We start from the raw sequence: 18,095 nt of genomic DNA on the forward strand, positions 1-18,095 counted from the left end.
GTGAAAGAAGGGCTGACTTGACCAGCCCTTTTTTTCATGGAGTCCCTTGTCCTGCGTGATATACTTTTAACAGAATGAGCGGCCATACGCCGCCATAGGCTTTACATCAGAAGGAGGAACCACTTTGCAGTCTGCTGTTTTAAAAGTAGAGAAAGTCGATAAACAAATCGGCCGTAAAATGATCTTGCAGGATATTTCTATAGACATTGGGCGGGGAGAAATTGTGGGATTACTTGGTCCCAATGGGTCTGGAAAAACAACCTTGATTCGATTGATCGTTGGCTTGATGAAAAAAAACAATGGCCGCATCATGATCAATGGATATTCACAAGATGAGGATTTTCTCCAGGCGATGTCATCTGTTGGTGCGATCATAGAAAACCCAGAATTTTATTCATATTTAACAGGCTTTGAAAACCTTGAAATGTATGCAGCGATGCAGGACGGGGTGACGGATGAACGCATTCAGGAAGTAGTGGAAAGAGTTCGTCTGGAGGAATCCATTCATCAGAAGGTCAAGACGTATTCACTAGGGATGAAACAAAGGCTTGGCATTGCACAAGCTATTTTGCATCGGCCGAACCTGCTCATTTTAGACGAACCGACAAATGGACTAGACCCTGCAGGAATGAAGGAATTCCGGGAGCACTTGCAAATGCTCGTAAAGGACGAAGGAACCTCGGTGTTATTTGCGACGCATTTATTGCATGAGGTAGAGGAGCTATGTGACCGCATGATCATCATTCAAAAGGGTCAGATCAAAGCTAGTACTCATCTCCGGGATATGGAGGGGAAAGAGCAGGTGCTGATGAATATTCAGCCAGTAGAAAAGGCGGTTTCATGGCTTGACGCACAGGAGTATACATATGAACAAGACGGAGCGCGTGTACTGCTTCAACTGAACAAAGAACGTGTGCCAGAACTGAACAAACAGCTTGTGCTGGCGGGGTTTGATGTACTTGAAATGACGCCTCAAAAGCAATCAATTGAAGAGGCGTTTATGAAATGGACGGAAGGCGGGAAGACAGATGCTGAACCTCATCAAGAATGAGCATAAGAAAATTATGAGGAAAAAAATCACATTCATTGCTCTTGGGTTGATCGTTGTATTTCAACTAGCAATGGCTCTCACTTTGAAACGAGTCATATCAAGCTTTGGTGGACAAGACACTGTCGCAAACTATTTTGCTTATTCTACGAATGTCGTGTTTATTTTACAGGTGCTTGCTGTCGTTATTGGCGCAACCTTGATCTCAACAGAGTTTCAGAAAAGGACGATCAAGTTTTTATTGATCAGGCCAAAAACAAGACTGCACATTTTTCTGTCAAAATACATCACACTTCTGCTGACAGTCATTTATTTGTTTGTTTTTTATTATGTGTTAGCTTTTCTATTTGGTCTTATATTCTTCGGTACTGATTTTGATGAAAGAACGGGGCGATTATTTCAGCATACGTTTGCCGTCATTGGATCTCAATGGGTGGAAGTGGTCATGATGGCAAGCTTTGCTTTTATGTGTTCCAGTTTGTTTAGAAACAGTCTTGTTGCACTTGTGACCTCGTTTTTTGTTTTATATGCGGCGAAATCACTTGTACCGATCATGTCGCTCTTAGAAAATCAGTGGGGGAAAATCCTCCTTTTTGCGAATACGGACTTTACTCAGTACAGCTTTCAAGGACCGCCGCCTTTTCATGGGATGAGCCTTTTGTTTTCTCTATTTATAGTAGGGGCGCATTTTGTTTTCTTTGTTGGATCGGCTTGGATTCTTTTTTGGAAACGTGATGTAAATGTGTAAAAATTGTGTCAAATAACAAGAAAAATTCGTGACATCTTTGTGAAAACGAGTCTGTATTTCACGATAACCGGCTGATTTTGTCTTATAATAAGAAGGAGTCATGGAGGTGGCACTATCGTGAAAAATTTCATTACGGCTTTACCAATTTTGTTGCTGCTGTCGTTTTCGTTTGTGTCTTTTGCCTTCCAGTTTGATCATCTTGTTTATTTCAGACTAGCGCTGGGGATCTTTTCGTTAGCGGGTCTTTTCTTTCTGTATACACTTAAAAGAAACATGAAATGGTTCATGGTTTATTTATATGCGAGCTGGATCATTCTTGCTGCCGTCACAACATTTGAGGAACCAGTCTTTTCTCAATTTTTCTTCGGTGGTTTAACGATGACAATGGGTTATCTCACATATATGCTCATTTATTTAGGAATGAAGCAGGACCGTGTAGCGAAATCACATTAAAACAAAAGCCGATAAAATCGAATAACAGATTTTATCGGCTTTTTTATTTTGTTGAAGCAGACGATGCCTGCTCCTCTTGTGCTTATGATTCACGCCCAGCAGCTGCAAGCTGCTTCTGATGTTTTTTGTCGATGGTTTCGTATATACTTTCCATCATTTGAGGATCACGCATGATCGCCTTTTTGTTCTCTTCAATCAATTGCTGATAGGTTTTGATCTTCTTCTTAGACATGTGACTCATCGCTCCTTTATTAGAATGGACGTCTATAGGATTTCACACAGATGAAATTGATAATCATTTTCAATTAGCAACTCCATTATACAAAGACAAATGTCAGAAGTAAAGATTCAATTCAGAAAATTCACGTAACCGACATATTCCAATCTGGTTCGACGCTGCATTCTTTCCCAGGAAATAATTTTGTCATGACTTGTCGTAAGTGAAACATCAATTTGAAACGTTTTGGCTGCGAAGCTCGTCTTATGTAGAGATTTAAAAAGAAAAAAGACATCAGCAAGAGTTTGCTGATGTCCTTCGTTTCATCAATTAAGAAACGTGCTCTTGAAGAAACTCTGTCACTTCTTCAGGCGATTTTGCGTTTGCACTGTGTAAATGACCTGTTTTTTCACCATTTTTGAAAATTAACAGGCTTGGAATACCCATAACCTGATACGTTTCAGCTAATTCAGGAAAATCATCTTTATTTATTTCAAACCATTCATGGTGAGCATAAGCTTCTAGGATGTCTGGAATGAACATGTCCATTCTTGTGCAGTCAGGACACCATGTTGCAAAGAATTTAACGATGACTTCTTTGTCTGATTGAATAATTTCATTGAATTGTTCAGTACTTGTGATTTTTTTCAATTTGTCACAACTCCTTTTCAATGTCATTTTAATATAAAATAAAGGCGAATAACATACAAATGCTCGGGAGGCGCTTACAACCTTTACAAATCATTTCAATTACGTAACAACAAAAATTAATTAGAGCATTTTTGCTTGAAAGTGATAAGATAGTAAAGATGAATTTTAGTGGGGGGAGTATCCATTGAAAATAAGTTTAGGATTGATTTACGGCGGAAAGTCAGCCGAACATAATGTATCACTGCAAACAGCCCTTGCAGTTACAAAAGCACTTAACACTGAGAAGTTCGATATACATCCAATTTATATTACAGAAGAGGGTGAATGGTTAAGAGGGGAAAAACTCACTGAACCAGTATCAAACGTCAAAATGCTTCAATTTGAACAGAACGCAAAGACGTTTTTACCAACTTCTTTAAATGAAAGCATGTTTCCACAGCCAGCATCGGCTGATGAGAAAATTGATGTTGTCTTCCCGTTGCTGCACGGACCAAATGGAGAAGATGGCACAATGCAAGGATTACTTGAGCTGTTAAATATCCCGTATGTCGGCAACGGCGTTCTCGCGTCTGCTGCGGGTATGGATAAAGTCATGATGAAAGATGTTTTTGCACAAGCAGGACTTGCACAAGCAAAGCACCTTTCTTTCAATAAAAAAGACTATGAGAAAGCGACACCAGACAGCTTAGAACAGGTGGAACAAGTACTTGGCTATCCATGCTTTGTGAAACCTGCCAATATGGGATCGAGTGTTGGAATTAGCAAATGCCGCAGCAAAGAAGAGCTGCAGACTGCATTTGACCTCGCTTTCCAATATGATCGTCGTGTGGTCGTAGAAGAAGGCGTCGTTGGAAGAGAAATCGAGATTGGTGTATTAGGCAACGATGAGCCGAAATGCTCTGTTGTTGGTGAGATTGCACCTAAAACAGATTTTTATGATTACAAAGCAAAATATGAAGATGGCGATACAGATTTGATCATTCCTGCGAGTGTGTCAGAGGATGAATATAAGACGATTCATGACATGGCGATTAAGGCATTTAAAGCCCTTGATGGATCTGGTCTCGTACGTGCAGACTTCTTCCTTACAGAAAAAGGTGAAGTGTTGATCAATGAAGTGAATACAATGCCTGGATTCACACCTTTTAGTATGTTCCCATTACTTTGGAAGAACACTGGTGTAGAGTATCCAGAGTTGATTGAAAAGCTGGTGTCACTTGCAATTGAACGCCATCAAGAAAAACAAACCATTAAAACAACTTTTTAATGTGAGCAGTAAGCAGACACTATCCTTAGGTAGTGTCTCTTTTCCTTCAAACGTGAAATGAGAAAGAGAGGCGAAAATCATGATCAAACGTACAGTGAAACAAATCGCCCAAATGGCTGGGGGAACCCTATCTAATCAAGCTTTTGGCGAAGAGCAGATTCACGGAGTGACAACAGATACACGAAAAGTATCAGACGGCGCCCTGTTTATCCCGCTTATTGGAGAACATTTTAACGGTCACACATTTGCTTCGAAAGCAGTAGAGCTTGGAGCATCAGCTGTTCTTTGGAATCAAAAAGAAGCTAATCCGCCAGAAGGCGTTCCTGTTATTCTTGTAGAGGATACATTAGCTGCGCTTCAACAGCTGGCGAAATCATACTTAAAAGAAGAAAACCCTCGTGTTGTCGGTATTACAGGAAGTAATGGGAAAACCACAACGAAAGACATGATTCATTCTGTCTTGCAAACAGCGTATCAAGTTCATAAAACAGACGGTAACTTTAATAATCATATCGGTCTTCCGCTCACCATTCTTGCAATGCCAGAAGGAACTGATATTGCGGTTTTGGAGATGGGTATGAGTGCAAAAGGCGAAATCGAATTTTTATCAGACCTCGCTGAGCCGGATGCAGCAGTCATCACAAATATCGGGGAATCTCATATGCAAGATTTAGGATCAAGAGAAGCTATTGCTGATGCAAAATATGAGATCGTAAAAGGCTTAAAAGAAGACGGCATCTTTTATTACCTAGGTGATGAGCCTTTGCTTCGCGAAAGAGCAAGTTCACTCTCGCAGCGTGTAAAAACCTTTGGAGAAGCAGAGGACTGTGATATCAAGGTAACGCACATCAACCAGCTTGCAGAAGGAACAGAATTTCAAGTAGAAGGGTATGCCCAGGGTTTTCTCATTCCTGTATTAGGGAAACATAATGTGAAGAATGCACTTGCTGCTATTGCAATAGGTCAGCATTTTGGGCTGAATGAAAGACAAATTGCCCAAGGACTGATGCAAACGAAGTTGACAGGGATGCGGCTTGAGCTGTTTAAAACAGACAAGGGAATCACTGTCATCAATGATGCGTATAATGCAAGTCCGACTTCAATGAAAGCGGCCATTGATCTTGTGGGGGATATGGACGGCTTTGCCAACCGTATTCTTGTACTTGGAGATATGCTCGAAATGGGCAGCGAAGAAGAAACGTATCATTATGAACTTGGCCGTTACATCAAGCCAGAATTTATTGATCATGTCATGACGTATGGCCGCCTAGGTGCATTTATTGCTGAAGGAGCGAAAAAATCATTCGGGGCTGAGCACGTATTCTCCTTTATGGACAAAGAGGACCTGAAGAAAAAACTAGCTGAAGTGGCAGGGCCTGACGATGTTGTGCTTGTCAAAGCCTCACGCGGTATGAGATTGGAAGAAGTCATTACTGCACTATAAAAGTGAGAAGGTGACAGAATGATTGGCTGTTTATGTATTCACGGTTTTACTGGTGCCCCTTATGAAGTAGAACCGCTGGCGCAATATTTAAAACAGGCGGCAGATTGGAATGTGCAGTCTGTCACGCTTCCAGGGCATGGGGATGAGCTGCAGTTAAAAGGCATTCTTTATCAAGAATGGATAGCGACAGCTGAACTCGAACTTCTATCCCTTTACCGGACTTGTGACACCGTGTATTTGGTCGGCTTTTCTATGGGCGGAATGATTGCTTCTTACTTAGCGGCGAAGTACCCAGTTGCCCGCCTTGTCCTTTTAAGTGCTGCGGCCAAATATGTGAACCCAAAACAAATGATGCAAGACACACGGCAGATGGTAAAGGAGTCCCTGTCAGGGATCGTTGATACAAACCCTTTATATGATCGATATCGCCATAAGCTCACAAGCACGCCGCTGTCAGCTGCGATAGAATTTATGAAGCTGGTAAAGCAAACGAAGAATTCGCTTGAGAAGCTTCATCTGCCTGTGTTAATTGTTCAAGGTGAAAGCGACGGGATTGTGCCTGCTTCAAGTGCAGAATTTATTTATCATAAAGTCCCGTCTCGCCAGAAAGAAATGTTTTATTTGCCGGATTGTAAACATCATGTTTGCCATGAGCCATGTGCCCAGCAATTGTTTGAGAAAGTAGAACATTTTCTAAAAAAAGCAATTTAATATATAGAAAAGCTAAAATGTGGCTAAACTAATATAAATTGAATCCCACTTGTTAAAATTTGCATCATTTTTGTCGAATGAGTGACAGGCCTATGGTACAATAGGAAAGAAAAGGTGGTTGATTCGGTTGTTTCAATATGACGGAAAAACCTTTATCCCGCAGTCTAATTCGAGTAACGGAGAAGTATCAGCAGGAACCATATTTCAATATCGTCAAGACGGGAATATATTAACGGGCACATATCAAGGCGGCAGTATTGTATCTGGCGTACTTGTAGGAACTGTGAATGAGGATGGAACACTTCATTTTAGATACCACCATGTAAGCAAGGACGGCAGCATGAGAAGCGGGTCTTGCGATTCCACTCCTAAGCAGCTGGATAATGGAAAAATCCAACTGTTTGAAAAGTGGAAATGGATGGACGGAGACCAAAGTGAAGGTGAATCTGTCATTGTAGAGCAGTAGATATATCCATTTCTGTCTTGTTGAAAAACAAATAGTGTAATGGTAAGATATAAGGTAGGGTAATTCGGGCTTTGTATATAATGGACCTGTCCTTTCAGAAAAGGGCAGTTTTTAATGATCATTCACGAGATTACTGAAACAGCAATTAGAAGGAGTTTGAATAAATTGACTATAACGTTTCAAGATTTTCAATTAAGCGAAAGTCTCATGAAGGCTATTAACCGCATGGGATTTGAAGAAGCAACACCGATTCAAGCAGAAACGATTCCTCTCGGTCTTCAAAATAAAGATGTCATCGGACAAGCACAAACAGGTACAGGAAAAACTGCAGCATTTGGTATTCCTCTGGTTGAAAAAATCGACCCAGCGTCTCCAAATATCCAAGCGATTATCATTGCGCCAACAAGAGAATTAGCGATTCAAGTATCTGAAGAGCTATATAAAATCGGCCAAGACAAGCGTGCACGCGTACTTCCTATTTACGGTGGACAAGATATCGGCCGTCAAATCCGTTCGCTCAAGAAAAATCCTCATATCATCGTAGGGACTCCAGGACGTTTACTCGATCACATTAACCGTCGTACAATGCGTCTTCAAAATGTTGAAACAGTCGTGCTAGATGAAGCAGACGAAATGCTAAACATGGGTTTCATCGAAGACATTGAAGCGATCCTTTCAAATGTACCAAGTGAACACCAAACACTTTTATTCTCTGCGACAATGCCTGCACCAATTAAGCGCATTGCAGAGCGTTTCATGACAAACCCAGAACACGTAAAAGTAAAAGCGAAAGAAATGACTGTATCTAACATCCAACAGTTCTATTTGGATATTCACGAACGTAAGAAGTTTGATACATTGACTCGTCTTCTTGACATTCAATCACCTGAGCTCTCAATTGTCTTCGGCCGTACGAAACGCCGTGTTGACGAATTGACTGAAGCACTTAACCTAAGAGGTTATACAGCTGAAGGAATTCATGGTGACCTGACTCAAGCAAAACGTATGGTTGCGCTTCGTAAATTCAAAGAAGGTTCAATCGATGTGCTTGTCGCAACAGACGTTGCAGCACGTGGACTTGATATCTCAGGCGTCACACACGTGTATAACTTCGACGTGCCGCAAGATCCAGAAAGCTACGTACACCGTATTGGACGTACTGGACGTGCTGGACGTACAGGTATGGCGATGACATTCATCACACCACGTGAAAAAGATATGCTTCGTGCGATTGAGCAAACGACTAAACGTAAAATGGATCGTATGAAAGAACCTACACTTGATGAGGCAATTGAAGGACAACAGCAAGTAACAGTTGACCGTCTACGCACGATCATCAGTGAAAACAACTTGAACTTCTACATGACAGCTGCTGCTGAATTGCTGGAAGATCATGATTCTGTAACAGTGGTTGCAGCTGCTATCAAAATGATGACAAAAGAGCCGGATGCAACGCCTGTTCGTTTGACAGATGAAGCACCAATGATTTCAAAACGTCATCGTAACAACCGCAGCTCTTCTAAACGCAGAGACGGCGGCGGTGGCGGAGGCTACCGTGGAAAAGGCAAGAACAGCCGTTCATCTTATGGTGATAAAAAGCGTTCTTCAAATGACCGCAATCGTTCTTCTAACGATCGTCGTCAAAAGAAATCTTATAACAACTAATACAAGAGCGAATCCTTTGCAGGGTTCGCTTTTTTTAACAGGCTAAAATTGAAACTTTTTAGGCTTTGTTACGTAATATATTGATAGAAAAGTAAGAGAATGGGGGAAGAATGTGAGAAAACAGCCGCAACGTCAAATTAGTCTAAATGGTTTAAAGGTATGGCGTCTTCAAAATGGAATTATCTCATTGATTTTCTTACTCATCATCATTGGGGTATTTGTTACTAGCTACTATTTACAATGGCCATATTGGATTGGAGCGATCCTTTCTGGTTTATGGGTCTTACAGGTCATCTTTGGCATTTGGCTCATACCAAAAATCCGCCATCACATCTGGCGCTACGAAGTATTCGAAAATGAAATTGAAATACAGCATGGACTCATTCGTGTCACACGTGTGATTGTGCCGATGGTTCGTGTTCAGCATGTTGATACATCTCAAGGGCCGCTCTTAAGGCGCTACCGTTTAGCCTCTGTTCAAATTTCGACTGCTGCCACAGTTCATGATATACCGGCGCTAGAATTAGAAGAGGCAGATGAGCTTCGTGATTACATATCTCGTTTAGCAAGGGTGACGGAAGATGATGTCTGAACCAAAACGTGTACATCCTATCTCGATGTTCATTGATTTTATATCAGATGCTGTATCCATGATTAAAAACTTCATTATCCCTTTTTTCGTATTGATTTTTGTGAACTCGAATTCGAGCATCCGCTTTTATGCATTTATCATTCTTGGTGTGCTTCTTTTATGGAAAGCCGTTTATACCATTTTAGAATGGAGACGATTCACCTACCGGATGGAAGACGATGAATTTCGTGTGGAATCGGGCGTAATTACGAAAAAGAAAAAATATATCTCATTAGAACGAATTCAAACAGTCAATACAAGTGAAGGTATTTTCCAACGGATTTTTGGTTTAGTACGGGTTCAAATCGAAACGGCAGGCGGCACGGATGGTCCAGAAGTGAGCCTGACCGCTATTACTAAAGCAGAAGCGGAACAATTAAAGCAGTCGATTTTCAACCGGAAGAAAAGCTTGCAGGAAGAAGAAATGACGGATGAAGCAGGAGATCTGCATGGCCATTTGGCTGCCCAGAAACCTGTGCAGGAAGAAATCAATGTCTCCTATCGTATGGGTGTGCCAGAATTGCTTTTGGCTGCGACCACTTCAAGCGGTATCGGGGTCATTATATCTGGGTGTCTTGCCATCTACACGCAAATAGATGAAATTCTCCCTTTGGACGGGTTCTTCAAAAAGTTCTCTTTTTTAAGTCATGCGAGCGTTGAAATTTATGCGATTTTGATTTTTCTTGCCGTATTGATCGCGTGGATCCTGAGTGTTGGGGTAACAGCGCTTCAGTATGCGAATTTTGCTGCAAAACGAAAAGGGAATGACATCATCATTACAAGAGGACTCATCGAGAGACATCAAATGACCATTCCACTTGCGAGAATTCAAGCAGTGAAGATCAAAGAGAATATTATCCGTGAGCCTTTTGGCTTTGCGACAGTGATGCTTGTTAGTGCAGGAGGTTCGATTACAGAGAAAGAAACCTCTTCCGTCTTATTTCCGCTCATTCGGAAGAAAAAAATAAATGAATTGCTGTCCCAATTCACGGATCATTATCATGTTGCACCAGAAACAGAGCTGAAAAAGGTGCCAAAGCGTTCACTCAAACGCTACCTGATCTCATATGGCTTTGTGCCGTTACTTGTAGGTGTTATCCTGTCGGTGCGCTTTCCGCCATGGGGATATTTGGGACTCATTCCGTTACCACTTGCTCTATTCTTTGGCTATTTAGCTTATAAACAATCAGGATATACAATCAAAGATTCATTGATTCAACTGACATCAAGAGGCATTGGCAAGACCACTGGCATTGTCTTGAGAAAACGAATGCAAAACTATACGATGACGCAATCTTTTTTCCAAAAGAAAGGCCGGGTCGCAAGTATTCACACCTTTGTAAAATCCTCCGCGCTGCTTGATTCCTTTGGTGTGCATCACCTTGAGGAAGAAGATGCTGCACGTGTATTTGATTGGTATTCATATGAAAAAAATCAATCGTCTTAAACGAAAAATGTCGATCAGCTCCAGCTCAAGGAGGGATCGACATTTTTTATGAGATTAATAGCGTCTTTTTTTCGAATGGAAGAACAGCGTAATAGGTGCTAGAATCATACCGCCGATCAATCCAAACAAGTGAGCCATGATATTGATGTTCGAATTGACGAAGGTCATGATGACAGAAACAGCAAGAATCGTTAAAATCACTTGTGAATTGCCGCGGTCCATCATGTGCGGTTTAAATAGGACAAGGTATAGATACACCCCAAATAAACCAAAGATCGCACCAGAAGCGCCAACGTGTACATACTCCAAAGGCTCCACCCAATAGGTCCCGAGATTGCCAATGAACCCTGCACCAAGATAAATGATTAGAAATCGAACCTTCCCTAGCAAATGTTCAAGCGCTGGGGCGAATAAGAAAAGGGACATAGAATTAAATAAAATATGCGTGAGACTTCCGTGGAGAAAAATAGGTGTGACGAGCCGCCACCATTCCCCAGCCGCTACACCATAGTTGAAACCGACGAGATGATCCTGTCCAAGCTGTATAATAGGGATAGGAATCGCAAATATAAGCCACAGGCCGATTTGTAAAGCGAGGATCGCTGTTACGATTGGATACGATTTAATAAATTGTTGAAAGCTCTCCGTTCGAATAAACATAACAAACCCCTTTTGACTAGATAATGGTAAGTTTATAGTAACACGTTTATGAAGAGAACACTCAAATTAGTACGAGTATCATAGGAGGTACCTCATGATCAAAGGAATAGGCATTGATATTGTAGAGATCGACAGACTATCGCGAGTGCTCAGCAGACAGCCCCGTTTACCAGAACGAATTTTGACTTTAAGTGAACAGGATGTCTTTCGTACACTCAGTGAAAAAAGACAGCTGGAATTTTTGGCAGGACGTTTTGCGGCAAAGGAAGCTTTCGCTAAAGCATACGGAACCGGAATCGGTCAGTATTTAAGCTTTCATGACATAGACATTCAAAAAGACGATAATGGAAAACCCTTCATCAAAAGCGAGAAAGCGGAGGGAGATCAGGTTCATGTGTCCATTACTCATACAAAGGAATATGCTGCTGCACAAGTTTTAATTGAAAGGTTGTCAAGCTAGTCTGCATATTGTTTGTCCCCCCTTCATATATTGGGTAGTGCGATAAGGAAGGGCGAGTTGCTAACAGGCTTTGATGGTTCGCGGTACGCAGTTAACTTTTGAGGCGTACTGTTAAAGTCAAACAAGCGGTTTCTTCCTTTTAACACAATTAACGAAGGGGTTGAAAAGGGTGAGAAAAAGCTTTGTTTTGCTTGTAACGGGAATCCTTTTTGTACTGATTCTCTCCGCATGCGGTCAAAAATCTCAGCAGGATATCGTTGGAGATTTAAACAAAAAGGCAGAGGAAATGACATCATACAAAGCCAAAGCAAAAATGACCATTGAGACAGGAAATGACCCGCAGGAGTACCAGGTAGAAATTTGGTACAAAAAGCCGGAGCTTTACCGTGTCTATTTAGAAAATCCGAAAAAGGATCAGAGTCAAGTCATTTTAAGAAACGGCAATGGTGTGTTTGTGCTGACACCTTCATTGAACAAGAGCTTCCGTTTCCATAGCGATTGGCCGAATAATAGCAGTCAAGTCTATTTATTCGAATCACTCGTGAAGGACATTAAGAATGACAGTGCAGCTCAGTTCAAAGCGAAAGAGTCAAAGTATGTATTCGAAACGAAGACCAATTATCAGCACAATCAAATGCTGCCTACCCAAGAGATTACCTTTCATAAGAAAACAATGGCGCCTGCCAGTGTAAAAGTGCTGGATAGCGACAAAAAGCCAATGGTGAAAGTGGAATTCTCTCACTTTGAATTCAATAAATCCTTTGACAAAGATGCATTTGATGAGAAGAAAAACATGACACTCTCTCAAATGGATGTTGCCACAAGTGCAGACCCATCTGACAGCTTTGCGGTGAAAACACCAGTTGATATGCCAGAAGGCGTGAAGAAGATGGAAGAGAAAGAAATGACGACAGATGCTGGGAAGCGTTATGTGATTACGTACGGCGGCAAGAAATCCTTCACACTCATCCAGGAAAAAGCGAGAGTAGCGGAAGCATCTACGCCTGTCACGATGAACGGCGAGCCGGTCGATCTTGGTATGACAGTAGGGGTTCTGACAGATCAATCTCTCTCATGGACTTCTGACGGAGTTGACTACTTAATTTCCTCAAGTGATCTATCGAAGGAAGAGCTGTTGATGGTCGCAAAGAGTGTAGAAGGCCAGTCAGCTAAATAAATGAGGTTCTCAGGCGGAAAGCCTTGATAAATGCAGCATCAGCCCTGTGCAAGGGCTGATTTTCTTTGATTTGTTTCACATTATTCTTGATTTTTAGTATCATATGAGGGGATTGAATCATTCAATAGGGAAGTGTGACTGATGGACACAAATGCCTTTTATAGAGACACATGGGCAGAAATTAATTTAACAGCAATCAAGCACAATGTTTCACATATGAAAGATCATATCGGTCAAAATGTTCAACTGATGGCTGTTGTGAAAGCCAATGCATATGGACATGGAGATATAGAAGTGGCAAGAGCTGCCCTCAAAGCAGGAGCAGACTTGTTAGCTGTAGCCTTTTTAGATGAGGCCATTTCTTTAAGAAATAAAGGTATCAAAGCACCGATTCTTATACTCGGCGCAGTGCCGCCGGAGTATGTCAAAACCGCTGTTCGATACAATGTAATTATGACCGCTTACTCCACCAGGTGGCTGAGGGAAGTCGTCGATATGGTGAAAGGGCAGATGGGACAACCCATTCGTTTTCATTTGAAAATAGACAGCGGAATGAACCGTTTAGGTGTGAAAACGTTAGAGCAAGTGAATGAAGTAAAGAAGCTTGTCAGCGAGCATTCTTATTTACAGCTGGAAGGAGTATTTACTCACTTTGCGACCGCGGATGAAAAGGATGAGAACTATTTTGATCGGCAGGTCGACACCTTTCAAACCCTGCTTCAGCCGCTTCATACGGAAAAACTGCTTGTTCATTGTGCCAATAGTGCAGCAGGATTAAGGTTTAAAGAAGTGTTATTTAATATGGTTCGCTTCGGCATCAGTATGTACGGGCTGTCACCGTCAGAGGAAATCAAAGATGAACTTCCTTTCAAGCTGGAAGAAGCCATGTCGCTTCATACAAAGCTTGCCCATGTAAAGCTCATTCAAAAGGGTGAGAGTGTCAGCTATGGGGCGACGTATACAGCTAATCAAGATACGTGGATCGGTACGGTACCAGTCGGCTATGCAGACGGGTGGATTCGGAAGCTGGCAGGTACGGAAGTACTTGTTGGCGGAAAGCGCCGGAAGATTGCAGGAAGGGTATGTATGGATCAATTCATGGTTGAACTGAAAGAGAACCTTCCAGTAGGGGAGCCAGTCGTTTTGATTGGTGGACAAGGTGAAGAAATGGTATCAGTCGATGAAATTGCAAAAAGGCTTGAAACCATTAACTATGAAGTCACATGCTCCATTGGACACCGCGTCCCAAGAGTATATATAGAGGACGGCAAAAGGGTGCATGTGCGGAATCCGCTGCTTCAAGGCGGGCCAAGCTTTTTCTAAACAGCTTTCACAGGAACGATCGTCAAACTGACATCGTTCCTTTTTATTCTACAAAGAAGGGGTAAACATTCTCCCTTTTTTAGAGATTTTGGAAATACCGTATGATTTTCGGAAAAAAGCGTATAATGTGAAAGAGGAACTCCATTATCATCTTTGATTTACGGGTGAACAGCCGCTTCATGTTCTAATAAGAAATCATGAAAAAACAGCTTTGCTTGCGCATTGAATAATGGTATGATTAGTCTTGGAATGGATCGAAACGGTATCCGTAAGTTTTGTGGAGGTGTATGTTTTTTGTCTGAATCCAGCGCAACAAACGAAATGAAGATTCGACTACCGGAGGCTTTGATGTCTGAAATCGAACGAGTAGCAGAGCAGGATAAGGTAACAAGAAATGAATTGATCTACCGAGCGACAAAAACGTATATTCGTGAACGTAATATTCGACAAAATCGTGAATCGATGAGACGCGGCTACATGGAGATGGCGAAAATTAATCTGAATATCTCTTCAGAGGCACAATACGCAGAATTTGAGGCTGAGAATACAGTTGAGCGATTAGTCAGCGGGGGTTAAACATTTGATTGTTAAACGCGGTGATGTTTACTTTGCTGATTTATCTCCTGTTGTTGGCTCCGAGCAGGGCGGGGTTCGCCCAGTATTGGTGATTCAAAATGACATTGGAAATCGCTTCAGCCCGACTGCTATCGTTGCAGCCATAACAGCCCAAATACAAAAAGCGAAATTACCGACTCACGTCGAAATTGATGCAAAGCGCTACGGCTTTGAACGAGATTCTGTCATTCTCTTGGAGCAGATTCGTACAATCGATAAACAAAGATTGACAGATAAAATCACACATCTTGATGATGAGATGATGGAGAAGGTTGATGAAGCCTTACAAGTTAGTTTGGCTCTTATTGATTTTTAATATGGTGAGATTTGGTTGCTCTCTTGAGAGCAACTTTTTTTTGTGTTCAATTTTTATTAACGTTATAATGAAGAAAGAATAAAAGAAGTGCTGTTTATGTACGTAGGGGGTAAAACATGTCGAATCATATCGTGTTAGCTTTCGCAAGGGAGCATCAAGAGGAATTACAAAAAGAGTGGACGGACATTTTTAGACGACTCGGAGAAAAAGAAACGGACATGATGCTGAACGACAAAATGTATGAAACCATCTGTTCGGAATATGTTCAACTAATCATTACATCTCTTTCAGAGGGGTATAATGAGGATTTTGAAGAAAAAGTGCAAACTCTTGCTTTAAACATTGTTCAAATGGGTATATCACTTAAGTTACTGGCAAATGGTCTAACTGAAATCCGTACACATTTATATCAAAAAATGAACGATGACAAAGATACAACAGAAGAAAGTCATGACCTCATCTGGCAAATCGACCAATTCATCACACCAATTCATAACGAGATCTTAAACCAGTATTCCATCTCATGGGAGAAAACAGTCAGCCTTCAAAAAATTGCGCTGCAGGAACTTTCTGCCCCGCTGATCCCTGTATTTGAGCACATCACCGTCATGCCGCTTGTTGGAACAATTGATACAGATCGTGCGAAAAAAATTATGGAGAACCTGCTCAATGGTGTCGTCAAACATCGCTCACAGGTCGTCTTAATTGATATTACGGGTGTCCCTGTTGTTGATACAATGGTAGCCCACCATATCATTCAAGCGTCTGAGGCTGTGAGATTAGTAGGTGCGAAGTGTTTGCTTGTCGGTATTCGCCCAGAAATAGCCCAAACCATTGTGAACCTTGGAATTGATTTATCTCAAGTTACAACAAAGAATACCCTTCAAAAAGGAATTCAAACTGCTTTGGAAATGACAAATCGAAAAATTGTTTCATTGGAGGGATAACCTAGTGAGAAATCACCCGAAGATTCCAATCTTAAAACTATATAACTGTCTTCTGATTTCAATACAGTGGGAGCTTGATGATCAGACAGCTCTCCACTTTCAAGAAGACTTGCTGAATAAAATTCATGAAACAGGAGCAAACGGTGTTGTCATTGACCTCACATCTGTCGACATGATTGATTCCTTTATTGCAAAGGTATTAGGCGATGTCATCACGATGTCCAAGCTCATGGGGGCAAAAGTTGTATTAACAGGAATACAGCCAGCAGTCGCTGTGACGCTGATTGAACTTGGAATATCGCTTGAAGAAATTCAGACAGCACTAGATCTTGAACAAGGGCTTGAGACACTGAAGCGGGAATTGGGGGAATAGATATGAAAGACCAATCCTGTGTAAGAATATTGACGGAATGGGACATAGTCGCAGCAAGACAATTGGGGCGCAATGTTGCAAAAGAACTTGGATTTGGAACAGTTGACCAAGCAAGAATTACGACGGCCATTTCAGAATTAGCTCGAAACATCTATTTATACGCTGGTAAAGGTCAGATTTGTATAGACGAAGTGATGGAGCGCGGAAAGCGTGGACTCAAAGTCATCGCAGCCGATGAGGGCCCGGGTATCATGGATATACGTAAAGTAATGGAAGACGGATTTTCAACATCAGGCGGACTCGGAGCAGGTCTTCCGGGTGTCAGAAGACTGATGGATGAATTTAAATTAGATTCTGCACCAGAACAAGGAACGGAGATACAAGCTGTTAAGTGGCTTCGCTAGGAGGGAAACCATGGATTTTAAGGAGGTAATGGAGCAGCGGTACCATCAGCTGCTCAGTCGTTATATCAGTGATTTAACTGAAACATCGCTTTATCAAGCTCAAAAATTTAGCCGTAAAACCATTGAGCATCAAATACCTCCTGAAGAAATAGTGAGTGTTCACCGAAAAGTGATTCAGGAGCTTTACCCTGATTTGCCGGAAGATGTTTTTCATTCACTAGACTTCTTAATTGAAGTCATGATTGGGTACGGACTTGCCTACCAAGAACATTTAACACTCAGAGGCATCCAGCAAGAAATAAAATCTGAAATCGAAATTGCTGCAAATGTTCAGCAAACCCTTCTGGAAACGAAAATTCCAGAAGGAGATACCTTTGATATTGGTGCGATTAGTGTACCGGCAAAACAGATGAGTGGAGATTATTACCACTTTGTAACGGATCACGATACAATCAATATCGCGATCGCAGATGTCATTGGAAAGGGAATCCCGGCTGCGCTCTGTATGTCGATGATTAAATATGCGATGGATTCCTTACCAGAGTCAGGGAGCGGCCCAACAAAGGTGCTGAAAACCCTGAATCGTGTTGTCGAGCAAAACGTAGATCCAAGTATGTTTATCACCATGTTCTATGGCAGCTATAATAAAGAAACGCATGAGTTTAAATATGCATCGGCTGGTCATGAGCCGGGCTTTTTCTATTGCAAAAAAGAGGACAAATTTTACGATTTAGAAGCGAAAGGGCTTGTCCTCGGGATTGCACCAGACTTTGATTACAGACAGTATGAGAAGCATTTAGACATAGGAGACATGGTGATCTTATTCTCTGATGGGGTCACAGAATCCAAGTCAGAGGACGGTTTCCTAGAGCGGGAGGACATCAAAGCACTCATATCAGAGCACCTATCCTACTCAGCTCAAGAAATGGTGGATGCCATCTACGCCAGCTTACTCAAACTGCAGGATTTTCAGCTGCACGATGACTTTACTTTACTTGTTCTCAAAAGAAAGGTTTAGAAAGTGAACATGCGGGTATATAAAACTTTAGGAAACAAGAATTTCGAGGTGAAT

22 protein-coding genes are annotated in these 18,095 nt (G+C 41.6%); 19 read left to right on the forward strand and 3 right to left on the reverse strand.

The features are described from left to right. Window positions 1–124 precede the first annotated feature (124 nt). From ACP69X_RS17500 to ACP69X_RS17510, 3 genes are all read left to right on the forward strand, one after another. The gene (locus ACP69X_RS17500; protein ID WP_426052924.1) at window positions 125–1,051 is read left to right on the forward strand and encodes an ABC transporter ATP-binding protein; all 927 of its coding nucleotides are present in this window, start codon (window positions 125–127) and stop codon (window positions 1,049–1,051) included. Next, the gene (locus tag ACP69X_RS17505; protein ID WP_075610918.1) at window positions 1,029–1,796 is read left to right on the forward strand and encodes an ABC transporter permease; all 768 of its coding nucleotides are present in this window, start codon (window positions 1,029–1,031) and stop codon (window positions 1,794–1,796) included. Before ACP69X_RS17500 ends, ACP69X_RS17505 begins: the two co-directional genes overlap by 23 nt. A 117-nt stretch (window positions 1,797–1,913) precedes the next feature. Continuing rightward, complete coding sequence (locus ACP69X_RS17510; protein ID WP_008359528.1) at window positions 1,914–2,249, forward strand: hypothetical protein; 336 nt, start codon at window positions 1,914–1,916, stop codon at window positions 2,247–2,249. An 82-nt stretch (window positions 2,250–2,331) separates the two neighbouring features. Here ACP69X_RS17510 and fbpB read toward each other — a convergent pair whose 3' ends face one another. Both fbpB and ACP69X_RS17520 read right to left on the reverse strand, forming a co-directional pair. After that, on the reverse strand, window positions 2,332–2,481 hold the full coding sequence (gene fbpB, locus ACP69X_RS17515) for a Fur-regulated basic protein FbpB (protein WP_065215285.1): 150 nt from the start codon (window positions 2,479–2,481) through the stop codon (window positions 2,332–2,334). A 315-nt stretch (window positions 2,482–2,796) separates the two neighbouring features. Continuing rightward, the gene (locus ACP69X_RS17520) at window positions 2,797–3,117 is read right to left on the reverse strand and encodes a thioredoxin family protein (RefSeq protein ID WP_012008983.1); all 321 of its coding nucleotides are present in this window, start codon (window positions 3,115–3,117) and stop codon (window positions 2,797–2,799) included. Window positions 3,118–3,301: 184 nt separating this feature from the next. On the opposite strand from ACP69X_RS17520, the gene ACP69X_RS17525 reads away from it, so the two are divergent. From ACP69X_RS17525 to ACP69X_RS17555, 7 genes are all read left to right on the forward strand, one after another. Beyond that, window positions 3,302–4,384 (forward strand): D-alanine--D-alanine ligase, encoded by a 1,083-nt coding sequence (locus ACP69X_RS17525; protein WP_305960843.1) that lies wholly within the window; start codon window positions 3,302–3,304, stop codon window positions 4,382–4,384. A 79-nt stretch (window positions 4,385–4,463) separates the two neighbouring features. Beyond that, window positions 4,464–5,828 (forward strand): UDP-N-acetylmuramoyl-tripeptide--D-alanyl-D-alanine ligase, encoded by a 1,365-nt coding sequence (locus tag ACP69X_RS17530; protein WP_338594077.1) that lies wholly within the window; start codon window positions 4,464–4,466, stop codon window positions 5,826–5,828. 18 nt (window positions 5,829–5,846) lie between these two features. Next, window positions 5,847–6,539, forward strand: a complete 693-nt coding sequence (locus ACP69X_RS17535; RefSeq protein ID WP_058837372.1) for an alpha/beta hydrolase — start codon at window positions 5,847–5,849, stop codon at window positions 6,537–6,539. Between the two features lie 127 nt (window positions 6,540–6,666). After that, complete coding sequence (locus ACP69X_RS17540; RefSeq protein ID WP_039176701.1) at window positions 6,667–7,005, forward strand: glutamate synthase; 339 nt, start codon at window positions 6,667–6,669, stop codon at window positions 7,003–7,005. A gap of 165 nt (window positions 7,006–7,170) precedes the next feature. Continuing rightward, a complete protein-coding gene (gene cshA, locus ACP69X_RS17545) occupies window positions 7,171–8,670 on the forward strand; it encodes a degradosome RNA helicase CshA (RefSeq protein ID WP_024427371.1) in 1,500 nt (499 codons plus the stop codon). 112 nt (window positions 8,671–8,782) lie between these two features. After that, entirely contained in the window at window positions 8,783–9,262 is a 480-nt protein-coding gene (locus ACP69X_RS17550; RefSeq protein WP_058837374.1) for a PH domain-containing protein, read from the forward strand. Further along, window positions 9,252–10,748 carry a PH domain-containing protein gene (locus ACP69X_RS17555; RefSeq protein ID WP_039176705.1) on the forward strand — a complete coding sequence of 499 codons (1,497 nt, stop codon included), beginning with the start codon at window positions 9,252–9,254 and terminating at the stop codon, window positions 10,746–10,748. Before ACP69X_RS17550 ends, ACP69X_RS17555 begins: the two co-directional genes overlap by 11 nt. 54 nt (window positions 10,749–10,802) lie before the next feature. Here the strand turns inward: ACP69X_RS17555 and ACP69X_RS17560 are convergent, their stop codons facing one another. Beyond that, a complete protein-coding gene (locus ACP69X_RS17560) occupies window positions 10,803–11,408 on the reverse strand; it encodes a rhomboid family intramembrane serine protease (RefSeq protein WP_126681956.1) in 606 nt (201 codons plus the stop codon). A 94-nt stretch (window positions 11,409–11,502) separates the two neighbouring features. Here ACP69X_RS17560 and acpS point away from each other — a divergent pair, with 94 nt between their 5' ends. The 9 genes from acpS (at window position 11,503) to ACP69X_RS17605 (ending at window position 18,041) form a co-directional block, all read left to right on the forward strand. After that, window positions 11,503–11,868, forward strand: a complete 366-nt coding sequence (gene acpS, locus ACP69X_RS17565) for a holo-ACP synthase (protein WP_059376208.1) — start codon at window positions 11,503–11,505, stop codon at window positions 11,866–11,868. Window positions 11,869–12,028: 160 nt separating this feature from the next. Then, window positions 12,029–13,045, forward strand: coding sequence for an outer membrane lipoprotein-sorting protein (locus ACP69X_RS17570; protein ID WP_087975235.1), 1,017 nt, complete (start codon window positions 12,029–12,031; stop codon window positions 13,043–13,045). Window positions 13,046–13,186: 141 nt separating this feature from the next. Next, complete coding sequence (alr, locus tag ACP69X_RS17575; RefSeq protein WP_064498172.1) at window positions 13,187–14,368, forward strand: alanine racemase; 1,182 nt, start codon at window positions 13,187–13,189, stop codon at window positions 14,366–14,368. Window positions 14,369–14,662: 294 nt separating this feature from the next. Beyond that, the gene (locus ACP69X_RS17580) at window positions 14,663–14,944 is read left to right on the forward strand and encodes a hypothetical protein (RefSeq protein WP_003214273.1); all 282 of its coding nucleotides are present in this window, start codon (window positions 14,663–14,665) and stop codon (window positions 14,942–14,944) included. Window positions 14,945–14,948: 4 nt separating this feature from the next. Then, on the forward strand, window positions 14,949–15,299 hold the full coding sequence (gene ndoA, locus ACP69X_RS17585) for a type II toxin-antitoxin system endoribonuclease NdoA (protein WP_024425388.1): 351 nt from the start codon (window positions 14,949–14,951) through the stop codon (window positions 15,297–15,299). A gap of 116 nt (window positions 15,300–15,415) precedes the next feature. Beyond that, complete coding sequence (locus ACP69X_RS17590) at window positions 15,416–16,246, forward strand: RsbT co-antagonist protein RsbRA (RefSeq protein ID WP_039176712.1); 831 nt, start codon at window positions 15,416–15,418, stop codon at window positions 16,244–16,246. 4 nt (window positions 16,247–16,250) lie between these two features. Then, window positions 16,251–16,619 carry an RsbT antagonist protein RsbS gene (rsbS, locus tag ACP69X_RS17595; RefSeq protein WP_003214235.1) on the forward strand — a complete coding sequence of 123 codons (369 nt, stop codon included), beginning with the start codon at window positions 16,251–16,253 and terminating at the stop codon, window positions 16,617–16,619. A 2-nt stretch (window positions 16,620–16,621) separates the two neighbouring features. Next, window positions 16,622–17,023 (forward strand): anti-sigma regulatory factor, encoded by a 402-nt coding sequence (locus ACP69X_RS17600; protein ID WP_024425390.1) that lies wholly within the window; start codon window positions 16,622–16,624, stop codon window positions 17,021–17,023. A gap of 10 nt (window positions 17,024–17,033) precedes the next feature. Further along, on the forward strand, window positions 17,034–18,041 hold the full coding sequence (locus ACP69X_RS17605; protein ID WP_039176714.1) for a PP2C family protein-serine/threonine phosphatase: 1,008 nt from the start codon (window positions 17,034–17,036) through the stop codon (window positions 18,039–18,041). Window positions 18,042–18,095: the final 54 nt, after the last annotated feature.

It is taken from the genome of Bacillus sp. DC4300-2b2 (assembly GCF_049895685.1).
Classification (GTDB): domain Bacteria; phylum Bacillota; class Bacilli; order Bacillales; family Bacillaceae; genus Bacillus; species Bacillus safensis.